At 60.5% G+C, this 20,871-nt stretch carries 19 protein-coding genes and 1 tRNA gene; 10 read left to right on the top strand and 10 right to left on the bottom strand.

Annotation, left to right across the window (positions count from 1 at the left end; all coding sequences use genetic code 11):
- Positions 1–58: 58 nt before the first annotated feature.
- The 4 genes from ACWGKN_RS06540 to ACWGKN_RS06525 form a co-directional block, all read right to left on the bottom strand.
- Positions 59–1,885 (bottom strand): DNA topoisomerase IV subunit B, encoded by a 1,827-nt coding sequence (locus tag ACWGKN_RS06540; protein ID WP_035227651.1) that lies wholly within the window; start codon positions 1,883–1,885, stop codon positions 59–61.
- A 220-nt stretch (positions 1,886–2,105) separates the two neighbouring features.
- Positions 2,106–2,321 carry a hypothetical protein gene (locus ACWGKN_RS06535; protein WP_035227653.1) on the bottom strand — a complete coding sequence of 72 codons (216 nt, stop codon included), beginning with the start codon at positions 2,319–2,321 and terminating at the stop codon, positions 2,106–2,108.
- Positions 2,318–2,638, bottom strand: coding sequence for a divalent-cation tolerance protein CutA (gene cutA, locus ACWGKN_RS06530; protein ID WP_035227655.1), 321 nt, complete (start codon positions 2,636–2,638; stop codon positions 2,318–2,320). Before cutA ends, ACWGKN_RS06535 begins: the two co-directional genes overlap by 4 nt.
- A gap of 71 nt (positions 2,639–2,709) precedes the next feature.
- Positions 2,710–3,534, bottom strand: coding sequence for an NYN domain-containing protein (locus ACWGKN_RS06525; protein ID WP_035227657.1), 825 nt, complete (start codon positions 3,532–3,534; stop codon positions 2,710–2,712).
- Between the two features lie 415 nt (positions 3,535–3,949).
- Between ACWGKN_RS06525 and ACWGKN_RS06520 the strand changes: the two genes are divergently transcribed.
- The 3 genes from ACWGKN_RS06520 to ACWGKN_RS06510 all read left to right on the top strand — a co-directional run bounded on the left by ACWGKN_RS06520 (position 3,950) and on the right by ACWGKN_RS06510 (position 6,295).
- Positions 3,950–4,747, top strand: a complete 798-nt coding sequence (locus ACWGKN_RS06520) for a type III pantothenate kinase (protein ID WP_035227659.1) — start codon at positions 3,950–3,952, stop codon at positions 4,745–4,747.
- On the top strand, positions 4,744–5,667 hold the full coding sequence (locus ACWGKN_RS06515) for a S66 peptidase family protein (RefSeq protein WP_452094903.1): 924 nt from the start codon (positions 4,744–4,746) through the stop codon (positions 5,665–5,667). The genes ACWGKN_RS06520 and ACWGKN_RS06515 overlap by 4 nt, the downstream gene beginning before the upstream one ends.
- A gap of 160 nt (positions 5,668–5,827) precedes the next feature.
- Complete coding sequence (locus tag ACWGKN_RS06510) at positions 5,828–6,295, top strand: SH3 domain-containing protein (RefSeq protein WP_052159752.1); 468 nt, start codon at positions 5,828–5,830, stop codon at positions 6,293–6,295.
- Here the strand turns inward: ACWGKN_RS06510 and ACWGKN_RS06505 are convergent.
- Positions 6,274–9,282 (bottom strand): DEAD/DEAH box helicase, encoded by a 3,009-nt coding sequence (locus ACWGKN_RS06505; RefSeq protein ID WP_452094902.1) that lies wholly within the window; start codon positions 9,280–9,282, stop codon positions 6,274–6,276. The two genes, ACWGKN_RS06510 and ACWGKN_RS06505, sit on opposite strands and share 22 nt — an antisense overlap.
- A gap of 173 nt (positions 9,283–9,455) precedes the next feature.
- Here ACWGKN_RS06505 and ACWGKN_RS06500 point away from each other — a divergent pair, with 173 nt between their 5' ends.
- The 5 genes from ACWGKN_RS06500 (at position 9,456) to ACWGKN_RS06480 (ending at position 13,650) form a co-directional block, all read left to right on the top strand.
- The gene (locus tag ACWGKN_RS06500; protein WP_035227662.1) at positions 9,456–11,162 is read left to right on the top strand and encodes a prephenate dehydratase domain-containing protein; all 1,707 of its coding nucleotides are present in this window, start codon (positions 9,456–9,458) and stop codon (positions 11,160–11,162) included.
- A gap of 121 nt (positions 11,163–11,283) precedes the next feature.
- Positions 11,284–11,937 carry a hypothetical protein gene (locus tag ACWGKN_RS06495; RefSeq protein WP_035227664.1) on the top strand — a complete coding sequence of 218 codons (654 nt, stop codon included), beginning with the start codon at positions 11,284–11,286 and terminating at the stop codon, positions 11,935–11,937.
- 66 nt (positions 11,938–12,003) lie between these two features.
- Positions 12,004–12,080, top strand: a tRNA-His gene (locus ACWGKN_RS06490).
- Positions 12,081–12,307: 227 nt separating this feature from the next.
- Complete coding sequence (locus ACWGKN_RS06485) at positions 12,308–13,150, top strand: alpha/beta hydrolase (RefSeq protein ID WP_452094901.1); 843 nt, start codon at positions 12,308–12,310, stop codon at positions 13,148–13,150.
- On the top strand, positions 13,150–13,650 hold the full coding sequence (locus ACWGKN_RS06480; protein ID WP_035227669.1) for a deoxycytidylate deaminase: 501 nt from the start codon (positions 13,150–13,152) through the stop codon (positions 13,648–13,650). The genes ACWGKN_RS06485 and ACWGKN_RS06480 overlap by 1 nt, the downstream gene beginning before the upstream one ends.
- A gap of 2 nt (positions 13,651–13,652) precedes the next feature.
- Here ACWGKN_RS06480 and ACWGKN_RS06475 read toward each other — a convergent pair whose 3' ends face one another.
- From ACWGKN_RS06475 to ACWGKN_RS06455, 5 genes are all read right to left on the bottom strand, one after another.
- Entirely contained in the window at positions 13,653–14,012 is a 360-nt protein-coding gene (locus ACWGKN_RS06475; protein WP_035227671.1) for a hypothetical protein, read from the bottom strand.
- A gap of 4 nt (positions 14,013–14,016) precedes the next feature.
- Positions 14,017–15,735 (bottom strand): hypothetical protein, encoded by a 1,719-nt coding sequence (locus tag ACWGKN_RS06470; protein ID WP_452094900.1) that lies wholly within the window; start codon positions 15,733–15,735, stop codon positions 14,017–14,019.
- A gap of 160 nt (positions 15,736–15,895) precedes the next feature.
- Positions 15,896–17,428, bottom strand: coding sequence for a YifB family Mg chelatase-like AAA ATPase (locus ACWGKN_RS06465; RefSeq protein ID WP_452094899.1), 1,533 nt, complete (start codon positions 17,426–17,428; stop codon positions 15,896–15,898).
- Between the two features lie 2 nt (positions 17,429–17,430).
- Positions 17,431–18,243, bottom strand: coding sequence for a tRNA1(Val) (adenine(37)-N6)-methyltransferase (locus ACWGKN_RS06460; RefSeq protein WP_452094898.1), 813 nt, complete (start codon positions 18,241–18,243; stop codon positions 17,431–17,433).
- Entirely contained in the window at positions 18,240–19,613 is a 1,374-nt protein-coding gene (locus tag ACWGKN_RS06455; RefSeq protein WP_452094897.1) for a DUF1015 domain-containing protein, read from the bottom strand. Before ACWGKN_RS06455 ends, ACWGKN_RS06460 begins: the two co-directional genes overlap by 4 nt.
- 204 nt (positions 19,614–19,817) lie before the next feature.
- Between ACWGKN_RS06455 and queD the strand changes: the two genes are divergently transcribed.
- Positions 19,818–20,189 carry a 6-carboxytetrahydropterin synthase QueD gene (gene queD / locus ACWGKN_RS06450; protein WP_035227677.1) on the top strand — a complete coding sequence of 124 codons (372 nt, stop codon included), beginning with the start codon at positions 19,818–19,820 and terminating at the stop codon, positions 20,187–20,189.
- Between the two features lie 13 nt (positions 20,190–20,202).
- On the top strand, positions 20,203–20,856 hold the full coding sequence (locus tag ACWGKN_RS06445) for a 7-carboxy-7-deazaguanine synthase QueE (RefSeq protein ID WP_424253468.1): 654 nt from the start codon (positions 20,203–20,205) through the stop codon (positions 20,854–20,856).
- Positions 20,857–20,871 lie beyond the last annotated feature (15 nt).

The raw sequence follows: 20,871 nt of genomic DNA, 5'->3' as shown, positions 1-20,871 counted from the left end.
GTACACACTGGTTGAACGAGAGGCCTTGGTGGGACAAGGCAGGTCATGACAGGCCTGATCAGAGCAGGTTGTCCATGATATATTGTTTTCTGTCCGGCGTATTCTTGCCCATATAAAAGGAGAGCACCTTGTTGACCTCGCTGATGGAGTCGAGGGTGACGTTTTTCAGGCGAATATCCGGACCGATGAACTGCTTGAACTCCTTCGGCGAAATCTCGCCCAGCCCCTTGAACCTGGTGGTCTCGACCGTCAATTGCCTGCTCCCCTGCCCTTTCAGCTGTCGGGTGGCCTCGATTTTTTCCTTCTCCGAATAGCAGTAGATCGTCTGCTGCTGATTGCGGACCCTGAAGATCGGGGTCTCGAGGATATAGACGTACCCCAGTTTGACCAGCGGCTCGAAGTAATGGAGAAAGAAGGTCAGCAGCAGGTTGCGGATATGGAGGCCGTCGACATCGGCATCGGTGGCCAGGATGACCTGGTCGTAGCGGAGATTGGAGATCGATTCCTCGATGTCGAGGGCCCGCATCAGTGAATACAGCTCTTCGTTTTTATAGAGAATCGCCATCTTCTGGCCGACGACGTTCATCGGCTTGCCCCTGAGGGAAAAGACGGCCTGGATCATCGGGTCGCGGGCCGACACGATCGAGCCGGAGGCCGACTGGCCCTCGGTGATGAACATCATGTTCCGTCGCCCTTCCGGCGACGGCTTGCCCTTGGAGGGATGGTGCTTGCAGTCCTTGAGCTGCGGGATTTTCAGCGCCACCTTCTTGGCCTTGGCCCTGGCCTCCAGCCTGACGCTGTGCAGTTCCTTGCGGACCTTTTCGTTGCGATGGATCTTGTCGATCAGGATTTCCGCCGCCTCGGTATCCTTGTACAGCGAACTGCAGACGGCATCCTTGACCTTGGCGACGATCCACGAGCGCACCTCGGTGTTGCCCAGTTTGTTCTTCGTCTGCGATTCGAATACCGGTTCCTTGACCTTGATCGCCAGGGTGCCGACGAGACCGTCGCGGACGTCGGTATTGACGAACACCTTCTTGGCGTACTCGTTGATCCCCTTCAACACCCCTTCCCGAAAGGCGGAGAGATGGGTTCCTCCTTCGCTGGTATAGGTGCCGTTGACGAAGGTGTAATAATTATCGCTGTAGGAATCGGTATGGGAGAAGGCAAATTCGAGGGTGTCGTCCTTGTAGTAGAGCGGGGTGTAGAGGTTCTCCTCCGCCAGTTCTTTGGCCAGCAGATCGAGCAGGCCGTTGGCGGAATGGTAGAGATTCCTGCCGACATATATCTTCAATCCGGCGTTGAGATAGGCGTACCGCCACATCCTCTTGTCGATGAAGGCAGGATCGAAGACGAATTCGGGGAAGATCTCGCTGTCCGGCTGAAACTCGATCAGGGTGCCGTTTTTCTCAGCGGTCTCCCCTTCCGATTGCTCGACAACAATCCCGCGGCAGAATCGGGCCGAGGCAAACTGGCCTTCCCGGAAGGCCGTTACCTGGAAATGTTCGGACAGGGCATTGACCGCCTTGGTCCCCACCCCGTTGAGGCCGACGGAAAACTGGAAGACATCGGTATTGTACTTGGCCCCGGTATTGATGATCGACACGCAGTCGATGATCTTGCCGAGCGGGATGCCTCGGCCGAAATCGCGCACCCTGACCAGGCCGTTGTCGGCGATGGAGATGTTGACCCGTTTGCCGAACCCCATGATGAATTCATCAATGGCGTTATCAACGATCTCTTTCAGCAGGATATAGACCCCGTCGTCCTGATTCGAACCGTCGCCGAGGCGACCGATATACATCCCCGGACGCTTGCGGATATGCTCCAGAGAGCTCAGAGTCTTGATCTTGCTTTCGTCGTAATTATGCGTAGATACGTTCATGTTTGGCTGTTAGCGCAGGGCTTGGTTGAGATGTGGAAGCCATACTATTTCATTTCAATCGGTTTGGCAACCGCGATCGATCCGGTCCATCCGGCGCGCCCGGCACCGGGCTTTCAGCTGCTTCTTCTGCGGCATCTACCGCCATCAATGTCCCAAGCAGGGGCGGGATCGTATGTCAACGGCAGGGACTGGCGTGGGGGCGTGTGGAGGTCAGTCCGGATCAGGTCATCCGGATACGCTCGCAGTCGGGACAGATCCAGGTGGGGCCGTTGCTGATCCCCCACTTGTTCTCCCGGAAACATGCGTCGCAGATCTGAAAACCGCAGGGGCAACTCCAGCAGAACGGTTTTTTTTTCTTACAGCAATGGCACTGGTACTCGCCGAGCTTGCGTTTGCGGTAGCCGGCCGGGCGCGGGCCCTGATGCTTGTCGGTCATTGCCGCAGCTCCTCCTCCAGCCAGGCGAAATAGGCGGCACTGCCGGCAACAAAGGCGGTGGCGACTATTTCCGGCGTCTGGTAAGGGTGTTCAGCCTGTATCAGGGCCTCGATCTCCGGATACAGTTCCCGGGTGCTTTTCAGCGTAAGCTCGTACTCCTGCGCCTCGCTGATCCGGCCCTGCCACCAGTACATGCTCTTTCCCGCAACCGAAACCCGGGCGCAGGCTGCCAGCCGCTGCTCCAGCAGGATTCTGGCGAGCCTCTCGGCGTCCTGTTCGTTTTCGAAGGTCGTGGTGATCAGGATCGGGGTACCCATTTCAGTCATAAGCAATTAATATAATGTTAATAACTGTATCTCGGCAGCATCGTTACCGCCTGTATGCGGTATTATTTGGCCCGGAGGTACAGAACCTTCTGGGTGGTTCCAGATATTTTCCGCTCTTCCGTCTCGAACAGATCGCTTCTGGCCTTGACCAGGTCGGAGAGCTTTTTGTAGCCGTAGAGCCTGGAATCGAAGTCGGGCTGGAGCTTGGTGAGATAGCTGCCGAAGGTGCCGAGCTGGGCCCAGCCGGCATCGTCGGTCGACTGCTCCAGCGCCGCCAGGACAAAATCCTTGGGGAACTCACTCGGCGGACCGGCGCCATCACTCGTGGACTCGGCGGGAGTGGCCGCCTTGACGGGTGCCCCCGACTTTCTGCCGTGCTCGACCGGGTGCTGTTTCTCGGCATGGACCGCCGCCTCGCGGCGCAGCACCTCGGTAAAGACGAACTTATGGCAGGCGTTGCGGAATGCCTCCGGGGTTTTCTTCTCCCCGAAGCCAAGCACCGTCAGCCCCTCTTCGCGCAGGCGCATCGCCAGGCCGGTAAAGTCGCTGTCGCTGGTGATCAGGCAGAACCCGTCAAATTTGCGGGTATAGAGCAGATCCATCGCATCGATGATCAGCGTGCTGTCGGTGGCGTTTTTGCCGGTGGTGTAGGCAAACTGCTGCACCGGCTTGATCGCGTAACGCTGCAGCACCTTTTTCCAGGAAGCGCTCGTCGGCGCGGTGAAGTCGCCGTAGATTCGCTTGACGGTCGCCTCGCCATAGCGGGCGATCTCGGCAAGGAGGTTTTCAATGACCGCGGCCTGAGCGTTGTCGGCATCGATCAACACCGCCAGCCGCAGGGTCGGTTCCTCGGACTCAATTTTGGCGACCAGCCTTGGTACCGTCATCCTGACTCCACTATATTGAATTGCCGCAAGGAGGCGATGCGGCCATCGCTCACCCGGGGTGAGTACCGACCGGGGATCGCCCGGGGATACCCTGCCTCGGGATGCCTGCGGGGGCGCGCTGTCCCCATGAGCGACACCGCCGCCTGTCACGTGCGGAGTTTCAGGCGGCGGCAGGATGGCCGCGTCCCGCATTTGTCATGAAAACCGTGACATGCCGACATATTATAATATCCCTGGGGCGTTGACAATCAAATACGGTGCGGTGTTCCTGCATCCCCTGTGCCGCAGGAGAGGGGCGGCGGAGACTTTTTCGCTGCACCGATCGCCGAATCTTTCATTTTTCCCCGCCTTGGTCTATTGTGGCGAAACGGAATGACCGCATCAACCACCATCAATCAACCAGCACAGGAATCCCATGCTCTTTGTTATCGATATCGGCAACTCCCATACGGTGACGGGTCTGTACGACGGCGACCGGCTCGTCGGTCAATGGCGGCTCAAATCGGACCGGGATAAGACCGCCGACGAGCTGGCGATCAACAGCAATGCGCTCTTTGCCATGGCCGGCATCGATGCGCGCCGCATCACCGGCATCGTCATCGCCAGCGTCGTCCCCAATCTGGAGGCCGCCTGGGTCAGCTGCTGCCGAGAACATCTGGCGCCGAACCTTCATCAATCGCCGCTGACCGTTTCGGCGGCAACGGTCGGCGACCTGATCACCATCCGCACCGACAACCCCGGCGAGGTCGGCGCCGACCGGCTTGTCAACGGCATCGCCGCCTGGGAGCAATTCCGGAGCGACCTGGTCGTCATCGACTTCGGCACGGCGATCACCTTCGATTGCGTTACCGCCCGCTGCGAATACATCGGCGGCATCATCTTCCCGGGGATCGGCATCTCGCTCGAGGCCCTGGCCACCAGGACCGCCAAGCTGCCGCACATCGACGTGTCGGCGAGATCGGAGAACATCATCGGCACCACGACCGTCGAGGCGATGCGCAACGGCATTCTTTTCGGCTACGGGGCGATGATCGACGGCCTGGCCAAAGGGATCAGCCGGGAGATGGTCGGGGAAGGAAAACATGTCGAGGTGATCGCCACCGGCGGCATGGCCCGGCTCATCTCACCCTACGCCACGCTGATCGGCCATATCGATCCCAATCTCACCCTCGAAGGGCTGCGCATCATTTACGACAAGAAAAGAGACCGATGAAGGCCCGGATCATCCCCCCCGCCCTGAAAAGGGGCGATGTGATTCAGGTCGTCGCCCCCGCCGGCCGGCCGCAATCAATCGAGCCGTTCCGCTCGGGCCTGGCCGTCCTCGACCAGATGGGGTTCATCGTCCGTTATCCCGAGCGGCTGTGGCCCGGCAGCGGCTTTCTTGCCGACAGCGATGCCGCCCGGGCGGAAGAACTGAACCGGGCCTTTGCCGACGATCGCTCCGCGGCGATCTTCGCCGTGCGCGGCGGCTACGGCAGCCTGCGGATGCTGGGCGGTATCGACCTCGATCTGGTGCGGGCCCATCCGAAGTTGCTCGTCGGCTTTTCCGATATCACGTTGATCCACAACCACCTGCTGGCCTCGCTCGGGCTGATCGGTCTGCATGGCCCGGTCCTGACCACCCTCGCCGCCTCGCCGCCGAACGCCATCGAGCGCCTGTATCACTGCCTGACCGGTGCCTGGCGCAACACCTTCACCTTCCCATCCCTCGAGATTCTTAGGGGAGGGGCCAACGTCGAAGGTATCCTGGCCGGCGGCAATCTCACCAGCCTGACCTCCCTCCTCGGCACCCGGTTCGATTTTTCCTGGCAGGGCCTGGTCGTCGTGCTCGAGGATGTCAATGAGCCCCTGTACCGTCTTGACCGGATGCTGACCCAGCTCGCCATCGCCGGCAAGTTTGATGAGGCGGCGGCGATCCTCCTCGGCGATTTCTCCCCTGGCGACACCCGGCATTCCGAAACCGGCCCGGTGGATCAGGAATGGCTGTGGCAAAGGGTCCTCGACCTGACCGCATCCTCGGGGATCCCGGTCTGGGCCGGTCTGCCGTCAGGGCACCGCCCCGAAAACCTGACCCTGCCGATCGGCGCCCGCGTTGTCGTCAACAGCAGTCGGAGATGTCTCGCGTTCAGTTAAAATTCCCTGTTGTATCGAGCAATAGGCATATGCAGTCGATGCTTTTTTGGGCGTGAAGCCTTTGACTTCAACCGGTAATAGTGCTATAGATGATACTCGAAACCGTCGTGGTCAAAGGGGACGCTGCTCCCGTTTATCAATTCAACCACAGAACATTGCTATGACTTTTTTACAGAACCTGAAGAACATCACACAACGAGTTCTTGTTGCCGGCTCTCTCTGCACCATGCTTGCAGGACCGGCCATGGCCGCCGAATACGTCAGCGTTGTCAAAGATGGGGTCAACGTCAGGACGGCACCGAATACCGATGCCCCGGTGTTGATGGAGTTGTTCCAGGGCTATCCGCTGCTGGTGCAGGGCAAGGAGGGCGATTGGCTGAAGGTGACCGATTATGAGAACGATTCCGGCTATATCCATTCGTCACTGGTGAAAAAAGGCGATACGGTCATCGTCAACGCCAAGAAAAGCGCCAACATGCGGACCGAACCGAACGCCACGGCCCCGGTGGTCGCCGATGTCGAACGGGGGGTGGTGCTGATCAAACTGTCGGCGCAGGACAAATGGGTCAAGGTCAAACACAGCGGCGGCACGGTCGGCTGGATCTTTCAGCCCCTGATCTGGCCCTGATCGTCCTTGGCGCACACCGCACCGATAATCTTTTCCAGAGCAAGCGGCAGTCTGACGGTCTTCGCCGCCTTGTTCTGGAAGAGCAGATAGCCCTTCTCCAGGGCGAAATGCAGCAGATCCCGGGTAATCTCGACATCTTTCCGGCAGTACCGGGCGATCAGATCGATCCTGCCTTCCTGGTACCACTTGAGCGCCTGCAGGCCGTCGGCGCTCTTCTTTTCCCCCAGGGTATGTTCGGCCAGCCGGTCGAGACTGAGGCGATAGCCCAGGTGGTTGGTCACCTCCTCCAGCAGGTCGAGGGTCGGCAGGCGGCTGAAATCCTGCCTGCTGTAGCCGCCCAGGACGCAGTAGTCGAACCGGCGCGAGTTGAAGCCGACCACCAGATCGAGAGCCGACAGATGCTCGATCAGGCCGTCAATCTCCTGTTCGAGATAGGTGACGCACTCGCCGAGCAGTGAATCCCAGACCACCGCCACCGAGATCCCCATCCGTTCGCACCTGTTCCACCCGCCCACCTCCGCCGCCGACCGGATCGTCTCCAGATCGAACACCCCGTAATGGCGCGGCAGCGCCCCGATCCCCGGCCGCTCTCCGGTCTGCCGGCCGCTCTCGGCCCGGCGCCCCATGAGCGAGGCCCTCTCCCCTGCTGTTTCTCCGGATTGGATCGTGCTCTCGGCAGCTGCCTGGCGATGGTTGCCGGCGAGGATCACCTCGAGGAGGGCGAGACAGGCCTGTTTGTCGATCGGGCGGTTGCCGGAGCCGCATTTCGGGGAATGAACGCAGGACGGACAGCCGTTATCGCAGGGGCAGAGCCTGATCGTCCGCTCGGTCTGGAGCAGCAGTTCATCGATGTTGCGAAAGGCCTCCGCCGCCAGGCCGATCCCGCCGTCATGGCCGTCATAGATGAAGACCGCCGCCCACGGGGTCTGGGGATGGCGGGGACAGGAGATCCCGCCGATATCGTTGCGGTCGCACAGGACCAGCAGGGGGAAGAGCGAGATCATCGCGTGTTCGAGGGCGTGGATGGCACCCATGAAGTGCAGCTGTGCCGCCTCCAGCCGATGCTGGATATCTTCGGTTATCTCCAGCCACAACCCTTCGGTCTCGATGATCTGCTCCGGCAGCTCCAGGGGCATGGTGGCGATGACCCGCCGGGTGGCGTTATTCAGCCGCTGGTAACCGGTAACCTTTTCGGTGACCTTGAGCCGGCCGAACGACACCCGGCAACCGAAGGTGGTCTTCTGTTCCAGGACCTGGAGAATCTCGGTCTCCTTGCCGGAGATGGGACGGGTATAGTAGGGCGGGGTCTGACGCCGGCACTTCACCTCCCGGCCCACCAGGTCGAGACCCTCGACCAGCCAGGAGTTTGCCCGGTGGATATAGACCGCCCCGGGGTGGCACTCCTTGAGCGCCCTGCCGCTGTCGACCTCGCCGAAGATCTCGCCGCTGTCGCAGTCGATCAGGGCCAGCTGCAGCCCGCCGCCCCGCAGATTGACATGCCGTTGCGGATACTTGCGGCTGGCATGCCAGTATCTCCCGTCGGCGTCCTGCAGCAGGGTCGCGGAGCCGGCCAGGGCATCGACCGCAGCGCTGACGTCCGGGATCTGCAGCAGCGGTTCCGCCGCGGCCAGCGGCAGTTCTGCGGCGGCGCAATGGAGATGGCGGTGGAGGATCGATTCGTTGAGCGGATTGACCACCGCCGACTCCGGCGCCCGGCTGAAAAAATCCTCGGGCTGGCGCATGAAGTGCTGATCGAGGGCATCTTCCTGGGCGATCATGATGATCGCCGAGGTCCGCTGCTGCCGGCCGACCCGGCCGCCGCGCTGCCACGAGGCCATGATCGAGCCGGGGTAGCCGACGAGGATGCAGAGATCGAGATCGCCGATATCGATGCCCAGTTCGAGGGCCGAGGTCGAGACCACCCCGAGCAGGCTGCCGCGGTTGAGCCGCTGCTCGATCTCCCGCCGCTCTTCCGGCAGGAACCCGGCCCGGTAGGAGCTGAGCTTGCCCTGCAGCGGCCCGAGACGGGGCGCGGTCCAGAGATGAATCAGTTCGGTCATCCGCCGCGATTTGGTGTAGACGATGGTCCGCAGCCCCCGTTTGATCGCCGCCTCCAGGAGCTGACTGGCGACCGTCGCCGCGCTGTCCCAGGGATTGAGGAAGAGAAAGTGTTTTTCGGCCTGGGGCGCCCCGGAGACGGAGACGACCTCGACCTCGGCGTCGATCAGTTGCCGGGCGAATGCACCGGCATTGCCGATGGTGGCGGAGAGCAGAACGAACTGGGGATGAGCGCCGTAATGTTCGGCGATCCGCTTCAACCGCCGGATAACCCAGGCCATGTGCGACCCGAACACCCCGCGGTAGGTATGGATCTCGTCGATCACGACATACCTCAGTCCTTTGAACAGGGCCGACCAGTTGCCGTGGTACGGCAGGATCGACAGGTGCAGCATATCGGGATTGGTCATCAGGATCGGCGGCAGGTGGTCCCTGATCCGTCGCCGCTGATGGCTGGTACTGTCGCCATCGTAGATGGCGGCAACGTCTACGGGACCTTCGGTCGGTCCGCCTCGCAGCTGTTTTGCCAACTCGCCGACCACCCGCAACTGGTCCTGGGCCAGGGCCTTGAGCGGATAGAGATAGAGGGCGTGGCCGCCGGTACCGGTGCAGATGCCGTCGAGGACCGGAAGGTTGAAGATCATGCTCTTGCCGGAGGCGGTGGGCGTGGCGACCACGACATGGCTGCCGGCCAGGAGGTGGCCGATCGCCTCGGCCTGGTGGGCGTAGAGACGATCTATACCCCTGGTACGCAGGAGGTCGAGCACCGCCGGGCACAGGGCGGGATCGGCGGCTGCCGGATTTTGCCTCGTGGCGGGAAAGACCCGGTGACATACCACCTGCGGGCCGAATTTCCTCGAGCCTTCCAGGGCGGCGAGATATTCAACGATATCGCCCGTCCCTGCGGCAGGATCATGGGATGCAGTCATGATCTCCGTTTTAATTTCTTGCTTTCACACAAAAAAGTGTATAATTTAATCTCTTGTCGTCCTGTTGGCGCCGGCATATGCGATTGCTGCCCTGCCGCCGGCGGGATCGATCACAGACATCCAGTCGACAGCGAGATAGTACCGGGTTTTTCCCAGAACAGCCGCAGAAATCAATGATCAGTATCGCCACCCAGGGACCGGCCGGCTCCGACAGCTGCCAGGCCGCACGCCAGTATGCCCCCGATGCCCGCCTCCTTCTGTTCAACCGGATCGCCGATATCCTCGACGCCTTCCTCGGCGGCGCCGCCGACCAGGCCCTGGTCCCGGTCTACAACACCCGCGAGGGAGAGATCAAGGAGACATTCAGACTCGTTTCCCAACTGGAACAGGGGTACTGGATCGACAACGTCGTCCTGCCGATCCATCTGTCGCTGGGGGCGGTCGCCGGCGGCGGCCTCGATCCGTCGACGATAAAGATCATCGTCGGCAGGAGTTCGGTGCTGCGGCAGTGCGACGAATACCTCGACCGGCATTTTCCCCTGGCCACCATGATGGCGGTGCAGGATATCGAGGCCGCTCTGACCGATATCCGGACCAGCGACCGGACCACCCATGCGGTCATCGAATCCGAAACGCTGCTGAAGAAGCACGGCATCCCGCTGATCGCCAGGGAGGTCGTGCCCCACAACCGCACCCGCTTCGCCGTGCTGGGCAAGGATCTGGCCAAGTCATCCGGGTACGATGCGACGGCGATCATCACCCGACCGCTGCGTGACCGGGTCGGCATGCTCGCCGACATCCTCGGCGAATTCACCCGACGGGGGATCAATATCCTTGATCTGCAGACCGAAAACGATATCAAGACCCAGAAACTGCGGATCTATATCGAGGCCGAGGGACACATCGATGACACCGTGCTGCGCGAGGCCCTGACCCGGCTGGAAAAGAGCGTCATCCAGGAAAGCAATGCGATCAAGCTGCTCGGCTCCTTCCCCCGGGTCGACATGCGGGTCAAGCAGATCAAGGCCTTCGGCTTCATCGGTTCCGGCGCGATGAGCCGGTGGTTCGCCAGTCGGCTCGAAAACGAGGGTTACACGACCTACCTGACCGGGAGGACCTCCGCCCTTCGCCCCGAAGCGATGATCGAGATGGTCGATGTGGTGGTGATCTGCGTCCCGATCTCGGTCACCGTCGATACGATCAGGCAGTACGGCCGGCATCTGCGTGACGGCCAGGCCCTGATCCTGCTTGCCGGAGAATCGGAGAACACCATCAACACCGCCTTTGCCGCCACCAGTCCGGGCGTCGAACTGATGCTGGTCCACAATCTCTGGGGCCCCCAGGCCCTGACGATGAAGGACAAGAACGCCTCCGTGGTACGGACCGCCAGAAGCGGGGCCTTCTGCAGCGAATTCGAGGCCTTTCTCTATAAGCACGGGGCCGATATCTTCCACGACAGCCCGTCCAGGCACGACCTGCTGACGGGGATGGGCCAGAAACTGCCGACCACCATCTCGGTGGCGCTGGCGATGACGCTTGCCCGCCACCAGATCGACTGCCTCGACATCAGCAGCCATACCACCCTGACCTCCCTCTACGGCATCCTGGCGATGGCCAGGGTCCATATCCAGAACCCCAGGACCTATGCCGAGATCATGGCGACCTCCGGCGACGGTCGCAAGATCGTCCGCAGCTTCGCCGAGAATCTTCTCCACCTGATCGACCTCGCTGAATCAGGTAATATCAATGAACTGTGCCGGATAATGGAGGCAAACCGCAATTTCATGCCGTCGGCCTTTCTCCAGAGTTGGATGAAGCAGGCCAAGGCGGTCGACGAGGTGCTCTCCCTCTCGGCGAACAAGGGAGATTGGGACAGTTGAGGCTTTGGGAGACGGTACATCTTTACCTTCTTTGCCATCAGGTGTATTGTGAGCGCGGCAAAAACGTCATCCCCTGGCCGTCCGCCAGAGGCAATTATGTGCAGTAAGGAGCTGTGAATATATGCATCCACAAGTAGAGAAATTCATCCAAGAGGAACATACGTGTCCGCACTGTTCTGAGCGGATGTCCTGTTGCGAATCGCCACCGGTCCATGTCGGCGACGGACTCGGCTGGGGGTCGGAGATCCTTTTCATCTGCCTCAACGATATGTGCCCGCTGTTCCTCAATGGCTGGGCGCAGATTGAAAACCAGTACGGCCATCATGCCTCCTATCGCTATATGGAACTGCCGGGCAGCAGGGAAAGCAATGTCATGATGGTCGGCAATGCCGACGCGTTCAAGGCCGCAGTCATCAATCCGCAGGAACTGCAAAGTCAGAATACCCGCTACCAGAAGGAAAAAGATGCGGTCAAGGCGCTTGACACCTGCGTGGCAGATAACAATCTGGAGCCGGTCATGACCCTGCTGCTCGACGAGGCGGCGGATCGGGTCAATCGCTCCCGGGCCCTGGAATTCATGGTCCAGCTCAACGATCTCGAATGCATCGATCCGATCCGCAACCATGCGTTCCGGGACATCGCCTTCGAGAATGAGTGCAATCTCGCGATAAGAAGTATCCTCAAGGCCAACTACCGGAAGGAATGCCCGTCCTGCTTCGAAATCATCAAGGCCCAGGCGGTGAAGTGCATGCACTGCGGTGAGACCGTGAAGTAACTTTGCGCTTGCAAAACCGGAGCCGAGTGGGTATAAGGAGGGCGTTTTTTCAAGGCGATACAGGTGGTGGACATAGCTCAGCTGGTTAGAGCACCTGGTTGTGGCCCAGGAGGCCGTGGGTTCGAGTCCCATTGTCCACCCCATTTATTTGAAGGTTGCGGGCGTTTGTCCGCAACCTTTTTTTTTCCTGCCATGTCCTCCGCTCGCCGGCCAGGTCCGGCGCAACTTCCCCCCGCGCCCCGTCTGAATCCTTTCCCGGCGCTGGGACATGCAGAACGGTTCGTCTCCCGGTGCTGGCTTTTTCCTCACGCATCAATTACACTGCCTGTTCTGATCCCCATCAACAATAATCAGCACGGCATCTATCATTATGACAGAACACTGCATCCTCGACCGTCCCGAATACCTCGCTCATATTTTTTTCCCGGTTCCGGCAGACAGATCACCCCTGCCGGATAACGCCGAGGATGTGTTCATCACGGTGACCGAAGGGGTCCGGCTCGGTTGCCGGCTGTATGCGGCTGCCCCGGACAGTCCGACCATTCTCTATTTTCACGGCAACGGCGAGGTGGTAAGTGATTATGACGAGATAGCCGACGACTACCGCCGTCAGGGGCTCAACCTGTTCATTGCCACCTACCGGGGCTATGGCTGGAGCGATGGGACCCCGACCGTGACCGCGATGTTCAGCGATGCTCTCACCATCAGCAGCTTTGTCACCGGCTGGCTGGCGGAGAACAAGTTCGGCGGGCCGCTCATCGTCATGGGGCGCTCGCTCGGCTCGGCCAGCGCCATCGAAATAGCCCTGCACCATGGCCAACACTACAAGGGCATGATCCTCGAAAGCGGTTTCGCCGACACCCTCCCCCTCGCCGAAGCGCTGGGTATCGGCCTTGACGGCGTCGACATCAGGGAGCAGGATTGTTTCAACAATGGCGGCAAGATTGCCGGTATCAAGCTGCCGACACTGATCCTGCACGGGGCGCGGGATCAACTGATTCCGCCCTATCAGGCGGAGAAACTGCAGATGCAGAGCGGGGCGAGAAACAAGCAGTTTCTGCTCATCCCCGGCGCCGATCACAATTCGCTGATCGCCATGGCCGGCGTCCGGTATTTTCAATGCATCAGGAAGTTCATCGACGAGATCTGCGGCCTCAACACCTGGAGACAGCGGCGCAGGAAATTCCAGGACAACGACAATAATCGAGACTGATGAAACGGCTGAACTATCTTTCCTGGGATGAATATTTCATGGCTGTGGCCCTGCTCTCGGCCCAGCGCAGCAAGGACCCCAACACCCAGGTCGGGGCCTGTGTTGCCAACGACCAGAACAAGATCGTCGGGGTCGGCTACAACGGTTTTCCCTGGGGATGCTCGGATGATGAGCTGCCCTGGGAGCGTGAGGGGGCCTATCTCGACACCAAGTACCCTTATGTCTGCCACGCCGAGTTGAATGCGGTGCTGAACGCGATCACCACCGACCTGCGCCGCTGCCGGATCTATGTCGGCCTTTTTCCCTGCAATGAATGCACGAAGGTGATCATCCAGTCGGGGATATCGGAGATCATCTACCTCTCCGACAAGTACCGGGACACCGATCAGGTCAGGGCGGCCAAGATCATGCTCGACAAATCACCGAACATCACCTACCGGCAGATGCGGACCTCGCTGGAATCTCTTGCCATTCATTTCATCCCGCCCGGCGAAAACTAGCCCTATTTTATCCGCTTCAGACCTCCGGGCCGCGGGACCGATCCGGATTCGACCGGTTTGAGCTGCGATCCCCCCATGTTGACGGCCTTGACGAAGCGTTCCTTGCCGTCCATGGTGAAGATCTCCATGCCGCACATCTGCGGCGTCCGCAGGGTCCAGGTCATTTTCTGGATCGGGATCGAGAGCACCGAAAAGTGCAGGTGCCACCATTCGTCCCTGCGGCCCGGGTCCCTCTCGATATCCGTCACCAGGGCAAAAACGAGGAACTGCGGATCGTGAGCGGCGATCAGGATGATATCGCCGATATCGGTCGTGTCCTTGAAATCCACCAGTTTTTTCAGTTCGCTGACGAGTTGTTCCATGATTTCACCGCCCTGCTGATAAAGGCTGGTCCGGTCTGATTTGAATCGTCGATTCCACCGTGATCCTGTCGTCGGCGAAGGAGGATCTGGTGGCAACCGATGCGATCGTGGTCATACCGTGGAGCAGAGGTTTGATCACCTCATCGAACACCACCTGTGACCGCAGCGCCTGATTCCGGTCCTGGAGCGCCAGTATCGCTCCGGTCCATGCCATCAGTTTGATGGCCCCATTGGCGATATCCGCCACCCTGATCAAACCGACAGAATTATTGCCATGCTCCAGGTCCAGACCGAGAGCGGCATATTCCTCGCTCTGCTTGAATTCTTTGCCATCCTCGGCGGCATCAATGATTTTTTCCAGCAGTTGCCTCTTGTTGCCGACCACGAGATATTGGCCGTGATAACCGTACACGGCCTCGATATTGCCCGGCAGGCCCGGGTTGTACGACCTGTACATCGTGTTTTTGTACTGCACTTCCTCCATCCGGATACCGAGACCGGCCGCACCCTGTTCGATGACCTTCTCCACCGGCGCCCAGTCCTTCACCTTCAACATGAGCGTGATCTGCGGCATCGGGATGAGACCATTGGCGTTGCCTTTCTGGACCAGCAGACTCACTCCCGGTTCGAACAGGGCGAGGACCTGCTCGATCTCGCTTCCGGTCACCTCTCTGAATCTGCGAGCGAATGACTCGGTTGAAGGCCCATCCGCACCTCCTTCCTTCTTGATACTCTCCCAGATGGCATCGAGGGCCAGGGCGTTCGACCAGGTGTAGATCTGAACCTCCGGAGAGACGAAGGCGAGGGTATCATTGTCCTGAGGCGGGGTCGCCAGGATCCTGGCGAGCAGCGGATCAAGCCGCTTCCGGTCGATCAGGGTTACCGTCCGGTCCTTGAATCCCGTACCCTCTTTCCAGATCCCATAGATGCTGTAGCGCAATCCGGCGAGTTTGTCGTCTGTCCGCTCCTCCCCCTGCACTGTCGCCGCCATTGCGGCAGCGAGGTTTTCCGGAGCGGAAAAGGCCAGAAATTCCACAGCCGGTAATTGCTGTTTCAGTTCGGCAAACGCCGCCAGCGCCACCAGCGCCCCCTGTGAATTACCCTGGAGATCGAGAGTGGCCTCGACGGTCTTCCGGTTCAGGGCGAAGACGAACAGACCGTCGGTCACCGCCGCGAAAAATGTTGTCCCATCAACGGTGAATTGGACGATTTCCGATTTTCCATAGGGAATCACGTCCTCTTTGACCTCCCCGGTAAAGGCCTGGGACATCAATTCCAGCAGTTCGGCCTTATGTTCGGGACGGGCGATCAACAGCAGTTGCACCGGGAGAAGGTGCTTCTCGTGGTCGACAACGACCTCGCTCTCGCCGGGAAGAACGGCCAGAGACAGGGATTTGCCGCACAACTCCCTGATGACCGGATCGTTACCGAGCGCTGCGACGGTCTCGGCACCCTGCTCGATCTTCAGGGTCTGATCGTCATCGAGTTCCAGGCCGGCCGCAATCTTCTTGATATCCATCGCGGCCACCGCCTTGCCGAACTGCGAGGCCTTGATACCATCGATCAGCCCGCCGATTTTCTGCTGTTCGAGATACAGCAGGGCGTTGTCGGGAACGAGCGCCGCCGGGTCGGTCGGTTTCCTCAGGAGCCCGTCTCCCCAGACATACCAGAGAGCGACAAGCAGCAGGCAGCCGGCGATGCCGGCGAAATATTTCATCTTCATACGAATATCCTCGGGAAAAACACCTGACGGAATTGCAGGTGGCAAACATCGATGTTTATCATGAACGACTGAGGGCGGCAAGAAATTCCCCCCGCCTTAAGGGGGGGGATCGGCAGCCTGGCGATCGGTCTCGATTCCACGATCCTGGACAGGCCGAAGATCAGGACCCTGACGATTTTCTGTCGAAACGCCGATATTGGATCGCCTCGGCGATGTTGGCGCTCAAGATCCGCTCCGCCCCTTCCATATCCGCTATCGTCCTGGCTATCTTGAGAATGCGGTGATAGGCCCGGGCCGAGAGGCCGAGTTTCTCTACCCCTTTTTCCAGCAGCGCCAGACCGGGGGGATCGAGGAGGCAATGCCGTTCGATCTCCTTCGGCCCCATCTGGCTGTTGAAATAGATCCGGTTGTTGCCTGTAAAGCGCGTTTTCTGGATCTCCCTGGCCCGGTCGACCCGCTCCTTGATCACAGCCGATGGTTCGCCGGTATGGGTTCCGCGCATCTCCTCGATCGGGACGACCGGGACCTCGAGATGCATGTCGATCCGGTCGAGGAGCGGCCCGGAAATCCTGCTCTCGTAGCGTTGGATCTGGGCCGGATTGCAATTGCAGCGGTTGCGCGAGTCCCCGAGAAAGCCGCAGGGGCAGGGATTCATTGCCACCACGAGCACGAATCGGGCCGGGAAGGTGAGGGTCATGTTGGCCCGGGCGATGGTCACGGTCTCGTCTTCGAGCGGCTGACGCAGAACCTCGAGCACATGCTTTTTGAATTCAGGGAGTTCATCGAGAAAGAGGACGCCGTTGTGGGCCATCGACACCTCGCCCGGCCGCGGGGTGTTGCCGCCGCCGATCAGGCCGGCATCGGAGATGGTGTGGTGCGGGGCGCGGAACGGCCGGAGAACCTGGACGCCATGGTGCTGGCCGGAAATGCTGTAGATCTTGGTCGTCTCGATGATCTCGGCGAAACTCATCTCCGGCAGGATCGTGGCCAGACGCCGCGCCAGCATGGTCTTGCCCGATCCCGGCGGCCCCTTCATCAAAATGTTATGGCCGCCGCAGGCGGCGATTTCCAGCGCCCGCTTGACATGGGCCTGGCCTCGGACATCGGAGAAATCGACCTCGGATTGCCGGGCCTGGCGCAGGTCATTGAGACGGAAGGGCTCGAGGGGGGCGATCTCGGTCATCCCCAGCAGGAATTCGACGACCTGGGGCAGATGGGTGGCGGGAAACACCCTGATCGCGGTGGCGGCGATCGCGGCCTCGGCGGCATTGTCTTCGGGGATGATGATCGCCTTGATCCCGGCCGCGGCGGCGGCGAGGGCCATCGGCAGCACCCCGTTGACCCGGCGGATCCGGCCATCCAGCGACAACTCCCCGACCACGCAGAACGACGACAGCTCGCAACGATTGAACAGCCCGGCAGCGGCGAGAATACCGATGGCGATCGGCAGATCGAAGCCGGTGCCCTCTTTTTTGATATCGGCCGGGGCGAGGTTGACGGTGATCTTTTTCTGGGGAAATTCGTATCCGCAATTCTTGATCGCCGCCCGGACCCGCTCCCGGCTCTCCCGGACCGCCCCATCGGGCAGGCCGACGGTCGAGAATATCGGCAGGCCGAAGACCACATCGACCTCCACCTCGACCAGCATGCCATCGATGCCGATCACCGTGCAGCTCTTGATCGAGGAGAGCATCGCTATTCTTCCCCCTGCGCCTGCCCGGGATTCGGCCTCAGGTCGTCGTCGCCGGCCAGGTACAGTCGGTGCATCTGGTCGCTGTACCCGCCGTGTCGCCGCTCATAGATGTACCACGGCGGCAGGATCCGCCCGCCCCTGCCGGCCCTTTTGACCGCCTGCACCAGAACCATCCGCGCCGGCTCCGCCGGATCGGGATAACTGTAGACGCATTGCAGCCGTTTGATCTCGAGCTCGCCGGCGGCCAGGGCGATGGTCAGTTCGGCCAGGCCATCGGCCGGATAGATCATCGCCAGGCTGCCGCCGGTCTTGAGGGCGAAGGCGGCGGCGGCGACGATCTCGTCGAGCCCGCACAGGATCTGGTGCCGGGCGGCGAGGGCCTCCTGGTCGAGGCTTTGCCTTCCCGACCCGTGGCGGTAAAAGGGTGGGTTGCAGACCACCCGGGAGAAGGATTCCGGCGCCAGGATGGTTCCGATCTGCCGCAGATCACCCTCGACGACGCGGCATGTATCCTGGAAGGCGTTGGCCTGAAAGTTGAGCCGGGCAAGTGCGGCCAGGCCCGGCTGGATTTCGAGGGCCGTCAACTCCTTGATCCGCCCGCCCCAGCGATACATCATGATGAGGCTGATAATGCCGCAACCGGTGCCGAGATCGAGGACGACCGCTCCCCGCGTCGGGGGGAGGAAATGGGCGACGAGGACGGCATCGACCGAGAACCGGTACCCCCGGCGGTGCTGGAGACACGACAGCCGGCCGTCGAAGAGGCTGTCACGGCTGACGGCGGCGGTTGCCTCCCGGCGTTTCTGCTCACTCAAGACGCTTGATCATCTCGTTGTCGACAAGCTGGTAAAAAAAGCAGTCCTGTCATTATTTTCGGATAAAAATAGGTGGACTTATGGGGCATGACGTGGTTGGCGTCGGCCACCTTCCTCACCTGTTCGACCCGGGTCGGATTCATCAGGAACAGCAGCGGCGTGATGTCATCATGCTCGGCACTGTCCTTGACGGCAGCGTCGAGGGCCTCATCCGGATCACTGTAAAAGTGGATGAGGTCCTCACTTTCGCATCGCTGGTGGTCAAGTCCAAAATACTTCTTAACAATAAGTTCCGACAAAACGACGACATCGAGATCCTTGAGACACGGCGCGGCGATCTCGAACCGGTCATTCACTCCCGCTTTCATCGTCATCACGAAACAGCGATCCTCCCCGGGATGATAGACACCGAAGCTCGTCGAGGTCTTTTCCTGGGTCCGCTGCTCGATTTCATCCATCCGCGACAGGGCCTCCTCGATCAGACTCTCCCGGCTGCCGGCATGAATTTCTTCCAGTTCGAATCCCGGCTGCAGCCGCCTGGTCAATTCGGCCACATCCAGCCCGCCGGGCCAGTACAGCAGCCGGTGGGTCGGCAGCACCGAAAGCCCCGGATCCTCCATCGGACAGAGATACATCATGATATGGTTGGCCGGGTGGGTGACCGGCAGTTCCCCCTGCTGTTCGCGCAGGTAGCGCCGATATCCGAGGGCGGTGGTATAACGGTGATGGCCGTCGGCGATATACAGCGATTGATCCCTGAAAAACAGCTGGACCTGGCGGATGACCGTGGGATCGGTGACCCGGCGGATGGAGTGGACGCAGCCGTCGGCATCGGTAACCGATCCGGCGGGCTCCGATCGGGCGCCCTCGAGCAGGGCGATCACCGCATTGTCGGGGTCGGAGTAGAGCGAGAAGATCTGGCTGAACTGGGCCTTGCAGTGCTGAAGCAGCTGCAGCCGATCGGCAACGACCGTGTCGAAGGTATGTTCGTGAGGCTTGACCACCCCCTCCGAGAATTCGGCCAGGCCGACCAGGCACAGCAGCCCCCGACGCACCATTTTTTTGCCGGAATGCAGGGTGTACCTGGTTTCATAGAGGTACAGGGCGTCCTCCTCATCCCGGATCAGGATGCCCTCCCTTCGCCAAGTGTTGAAGAGGTTGGCCGCCGCCACATACCTTTCCCGGTCGACAGCACCGGAACCGGGAGCTTTGGTGATATCGAGGCGAACCATGCTGTAGGGATTCTTCGCCAGAAACGCCTCCGCCGATTGTTCTCTGATCACATCATAAGGCGGAGTGACGATGTCATCCAGCCTCCCGGCCTTGTCGGTATCGAAGCGGACCCCTCTCAACGGTGCAATAAAAGCCATGCTCTTTTACTCCTTTCCTGCTACACTGAGGCGAATGAAATACGGCTCTTCCTACCGGACCACGCAGCAATGCGACGACGCCTGAAAAGCAGTCAGTGTGCCGCGTCCAATCCATGAAGTAAAGCGCAATCACACATCTGTCCATAACATTTTATCCGTCACCATCCCCTCTCTCAATCTCTATCGAATCCCGAGGAGTTGCTCATGTTCGACATATTCGTCAAGACCCATTTTGCCGGAGCCCATCACCTTCGCGATTATCCCGGAGAATGCGAAAATCCGCACGGCCATAACTGGAAGGTCGAGGTTGCGGTCCGCGCCACCGAACTCGATGAACTCGGCATGGGCATCGACTTCAAATTATTGAAAAATATCGTTAAAGTGGCGATCGACAAGCTCGATCACCGGGATCTTAACAACATGGCGATCTTCAAGGACGTCAACCCCTCGTCCGAGAATATCGCCAGATTTCTGTTCAGCGAGCTCAAGGGGCCTCTCACCCATGACCGGTATTCGCTCTGCAGCGTGACCGTCCATGAAACCGATACCTCGGGTCTGACCTACTATGGTCCGTGAGGATCGGCTCCTGGTGTCGGAGCTGTTTTATTCGATCCAGGGGGAATCGACCTTCGCCGGGCTGCCCTGCGTGTTCATCCGGCTCGCCGGCTGCAACCTGCGCTGCAGCTACTGTGACGCCGCCTACAGCTACGAGGAGACCGGGCGCGAGGTCTCCGTCGACAGCCTCCTCGACTTTGTCGATGGCTACCCGGGTACCCTGGTCGAACTGACCGGCGGCGAACCATTGCTGCAGCCCGGCAGCCTGCTGCTGCTGGACAGGCTGGTGGGCCGACACCGCACCGTTCTCCTCGAGACCAACGGGTCCCAGCCGATCGCCGATCTCCCCGCCGATGTTCGCGTCATCCTCGATGTCAAGTGTCCGGACAGCGGCATGGCCGCTTCCTGGCTGCCGGACAATCTGACCGCGATTCGCCGCCGGGCCGCCCGGAGACCGAATGGCAGCGAGGTGAAGTTTGTGATCAGCAGTCTCCGCGACTATCGGTTCGCAAGGGATTTCGTGCTTGAGCATGACCTGACGGCCCATGCCCCCGTCCTCTTTTCCCCGGTCCGCGGCCGGATATCGCCGGCGGAGTTGGCCGCAGCCGTCCTCGCGGACCGCCTGCCGGTACGGCTGCAGCTCCAGCTTCACACCCTCATCTGGCCTGAGCAGACACGAGGGGTTTGACATTTCCTGCATTGT

Source organism: Desulfoprunum sp. (genome assembly GCF_053613775.1).
This window is presented reverse-complemented; position numbering and strand designations above follow the sequence as displayed.

Coding starts and splice junctions, on each gene's coding strand:
- ACWGKN_RS06540 (WP_035227651.1), bottom strand. CDS start 1,885: ATGAACGTATCTACGCATAATTACGACGAAAGCAAGATCAAGACTCTG.
- ACWGKN_RS06535 (WP_035227653.1), bottom strand. CDS start 2,321: ATGACCGACAAGCATCAGGGCCCGCGCCCGGCCGGCTACCGCAAACGC.
- cutA (WP_035227655.1), bottom strand. CDS start 2,638: ATGGGTACCCCGATCCTGATCACCACGACCTTCGAAAACGAACAGGAC.
- ACWGKN_RS06525 (WP_035227657.1), bottom strand. CDS start 3,534: ATGACGGTACCAAGGCTGGTCGCCAAAATTGAGTCCGAGGAACCGACC.
- ACWGKN_RS06520 (WP_035227659.1), top strand. CDS start 3,950: ATGCTCTTTGTTATCGATATCGGCAACTCCCATACGGTGACGGGTCTG.
- ACWGKN_RS06515 (WP_452094903.1), top strand. CDS start 4,744: ATGAAGGCCCGGATCATCCCCCCCGCCCTGAAAAGGGGCGATGTGATT.
- ACWGKN_RS06510 (WP_052159752.1), top strand. CDS start 5,828: ATGACTTTTTTACAGAACCTGAAGAACATCACACAACGAGTTCTTGTT.
- ACWGKN_RS06505 (WP_452094902.1), bottom strand. CDS start 9,282: ATGACTGCATCCCATGATCCTGCCGCAGGGACGGGCGATATCGTTGAA.
- ACWGKN_RS06500 (WP_035227662.1), top strand. CDS start 9,456: ATGATCAGTATCGCCACCCAGGGACCGGCCGGCTCCGACAGCTGCCAG.
- ACWGKN_RS06495 (WP_035227664.1), top strand. CDS start 11,284: ATGCATCCACAAGTAGAGAAATTCATCCAAGAGGAACATACGTGTCCG.
- ACWGKN_RS06485 (WP_452094901.1), top strand. CDS start 12,308: ATGACAGAACACTGCATCCTCGACCGTCCCGAATACCTCGCTCATATT.
- ACWGKN_RS06480 (WP_035227669.1), top strand. CDS start 13,150: ATGAAACGGCTGAACTATCTTTCCTGGGATGAATATTTCATGGCTGTG.
- ACWGKN_RS06475 (WP_035227671.1), bottom strand. CDS start 14,012: ATGGAACAACTCGTCAGCGAACTGAAAAAACTGGTGGATTTCAAGGAC.
- ACWGKN_RS06470 (WP_452094900.1), bottom strand. CDS start 15,735: ATGAAGATGAAATATTTCGCCGGCATCGCCGGCTGCCTGCTGCTTGTC.
- ACWGKN_RS06465 (WP_452094899.1), bottom strand. CDS start 17,428: ATGCTCTCCTCGATCAAGAGCTGCACGGTGATCGGCATCGATGGCATG.
- ACWGKN_RS06455 (WP_452094897.1), bottom strand. CDS start 19,613: ATGGCTTTTATTGCACCGTTGAGAGGGGTCCGCTTCGATACCGACAAG.
- queD (WP_035227677.1), top strand. CDS start 19,818: ATGTTCGACATATTCGTCAAGACCCATTTTGCCGGAGCCCATCACCTT.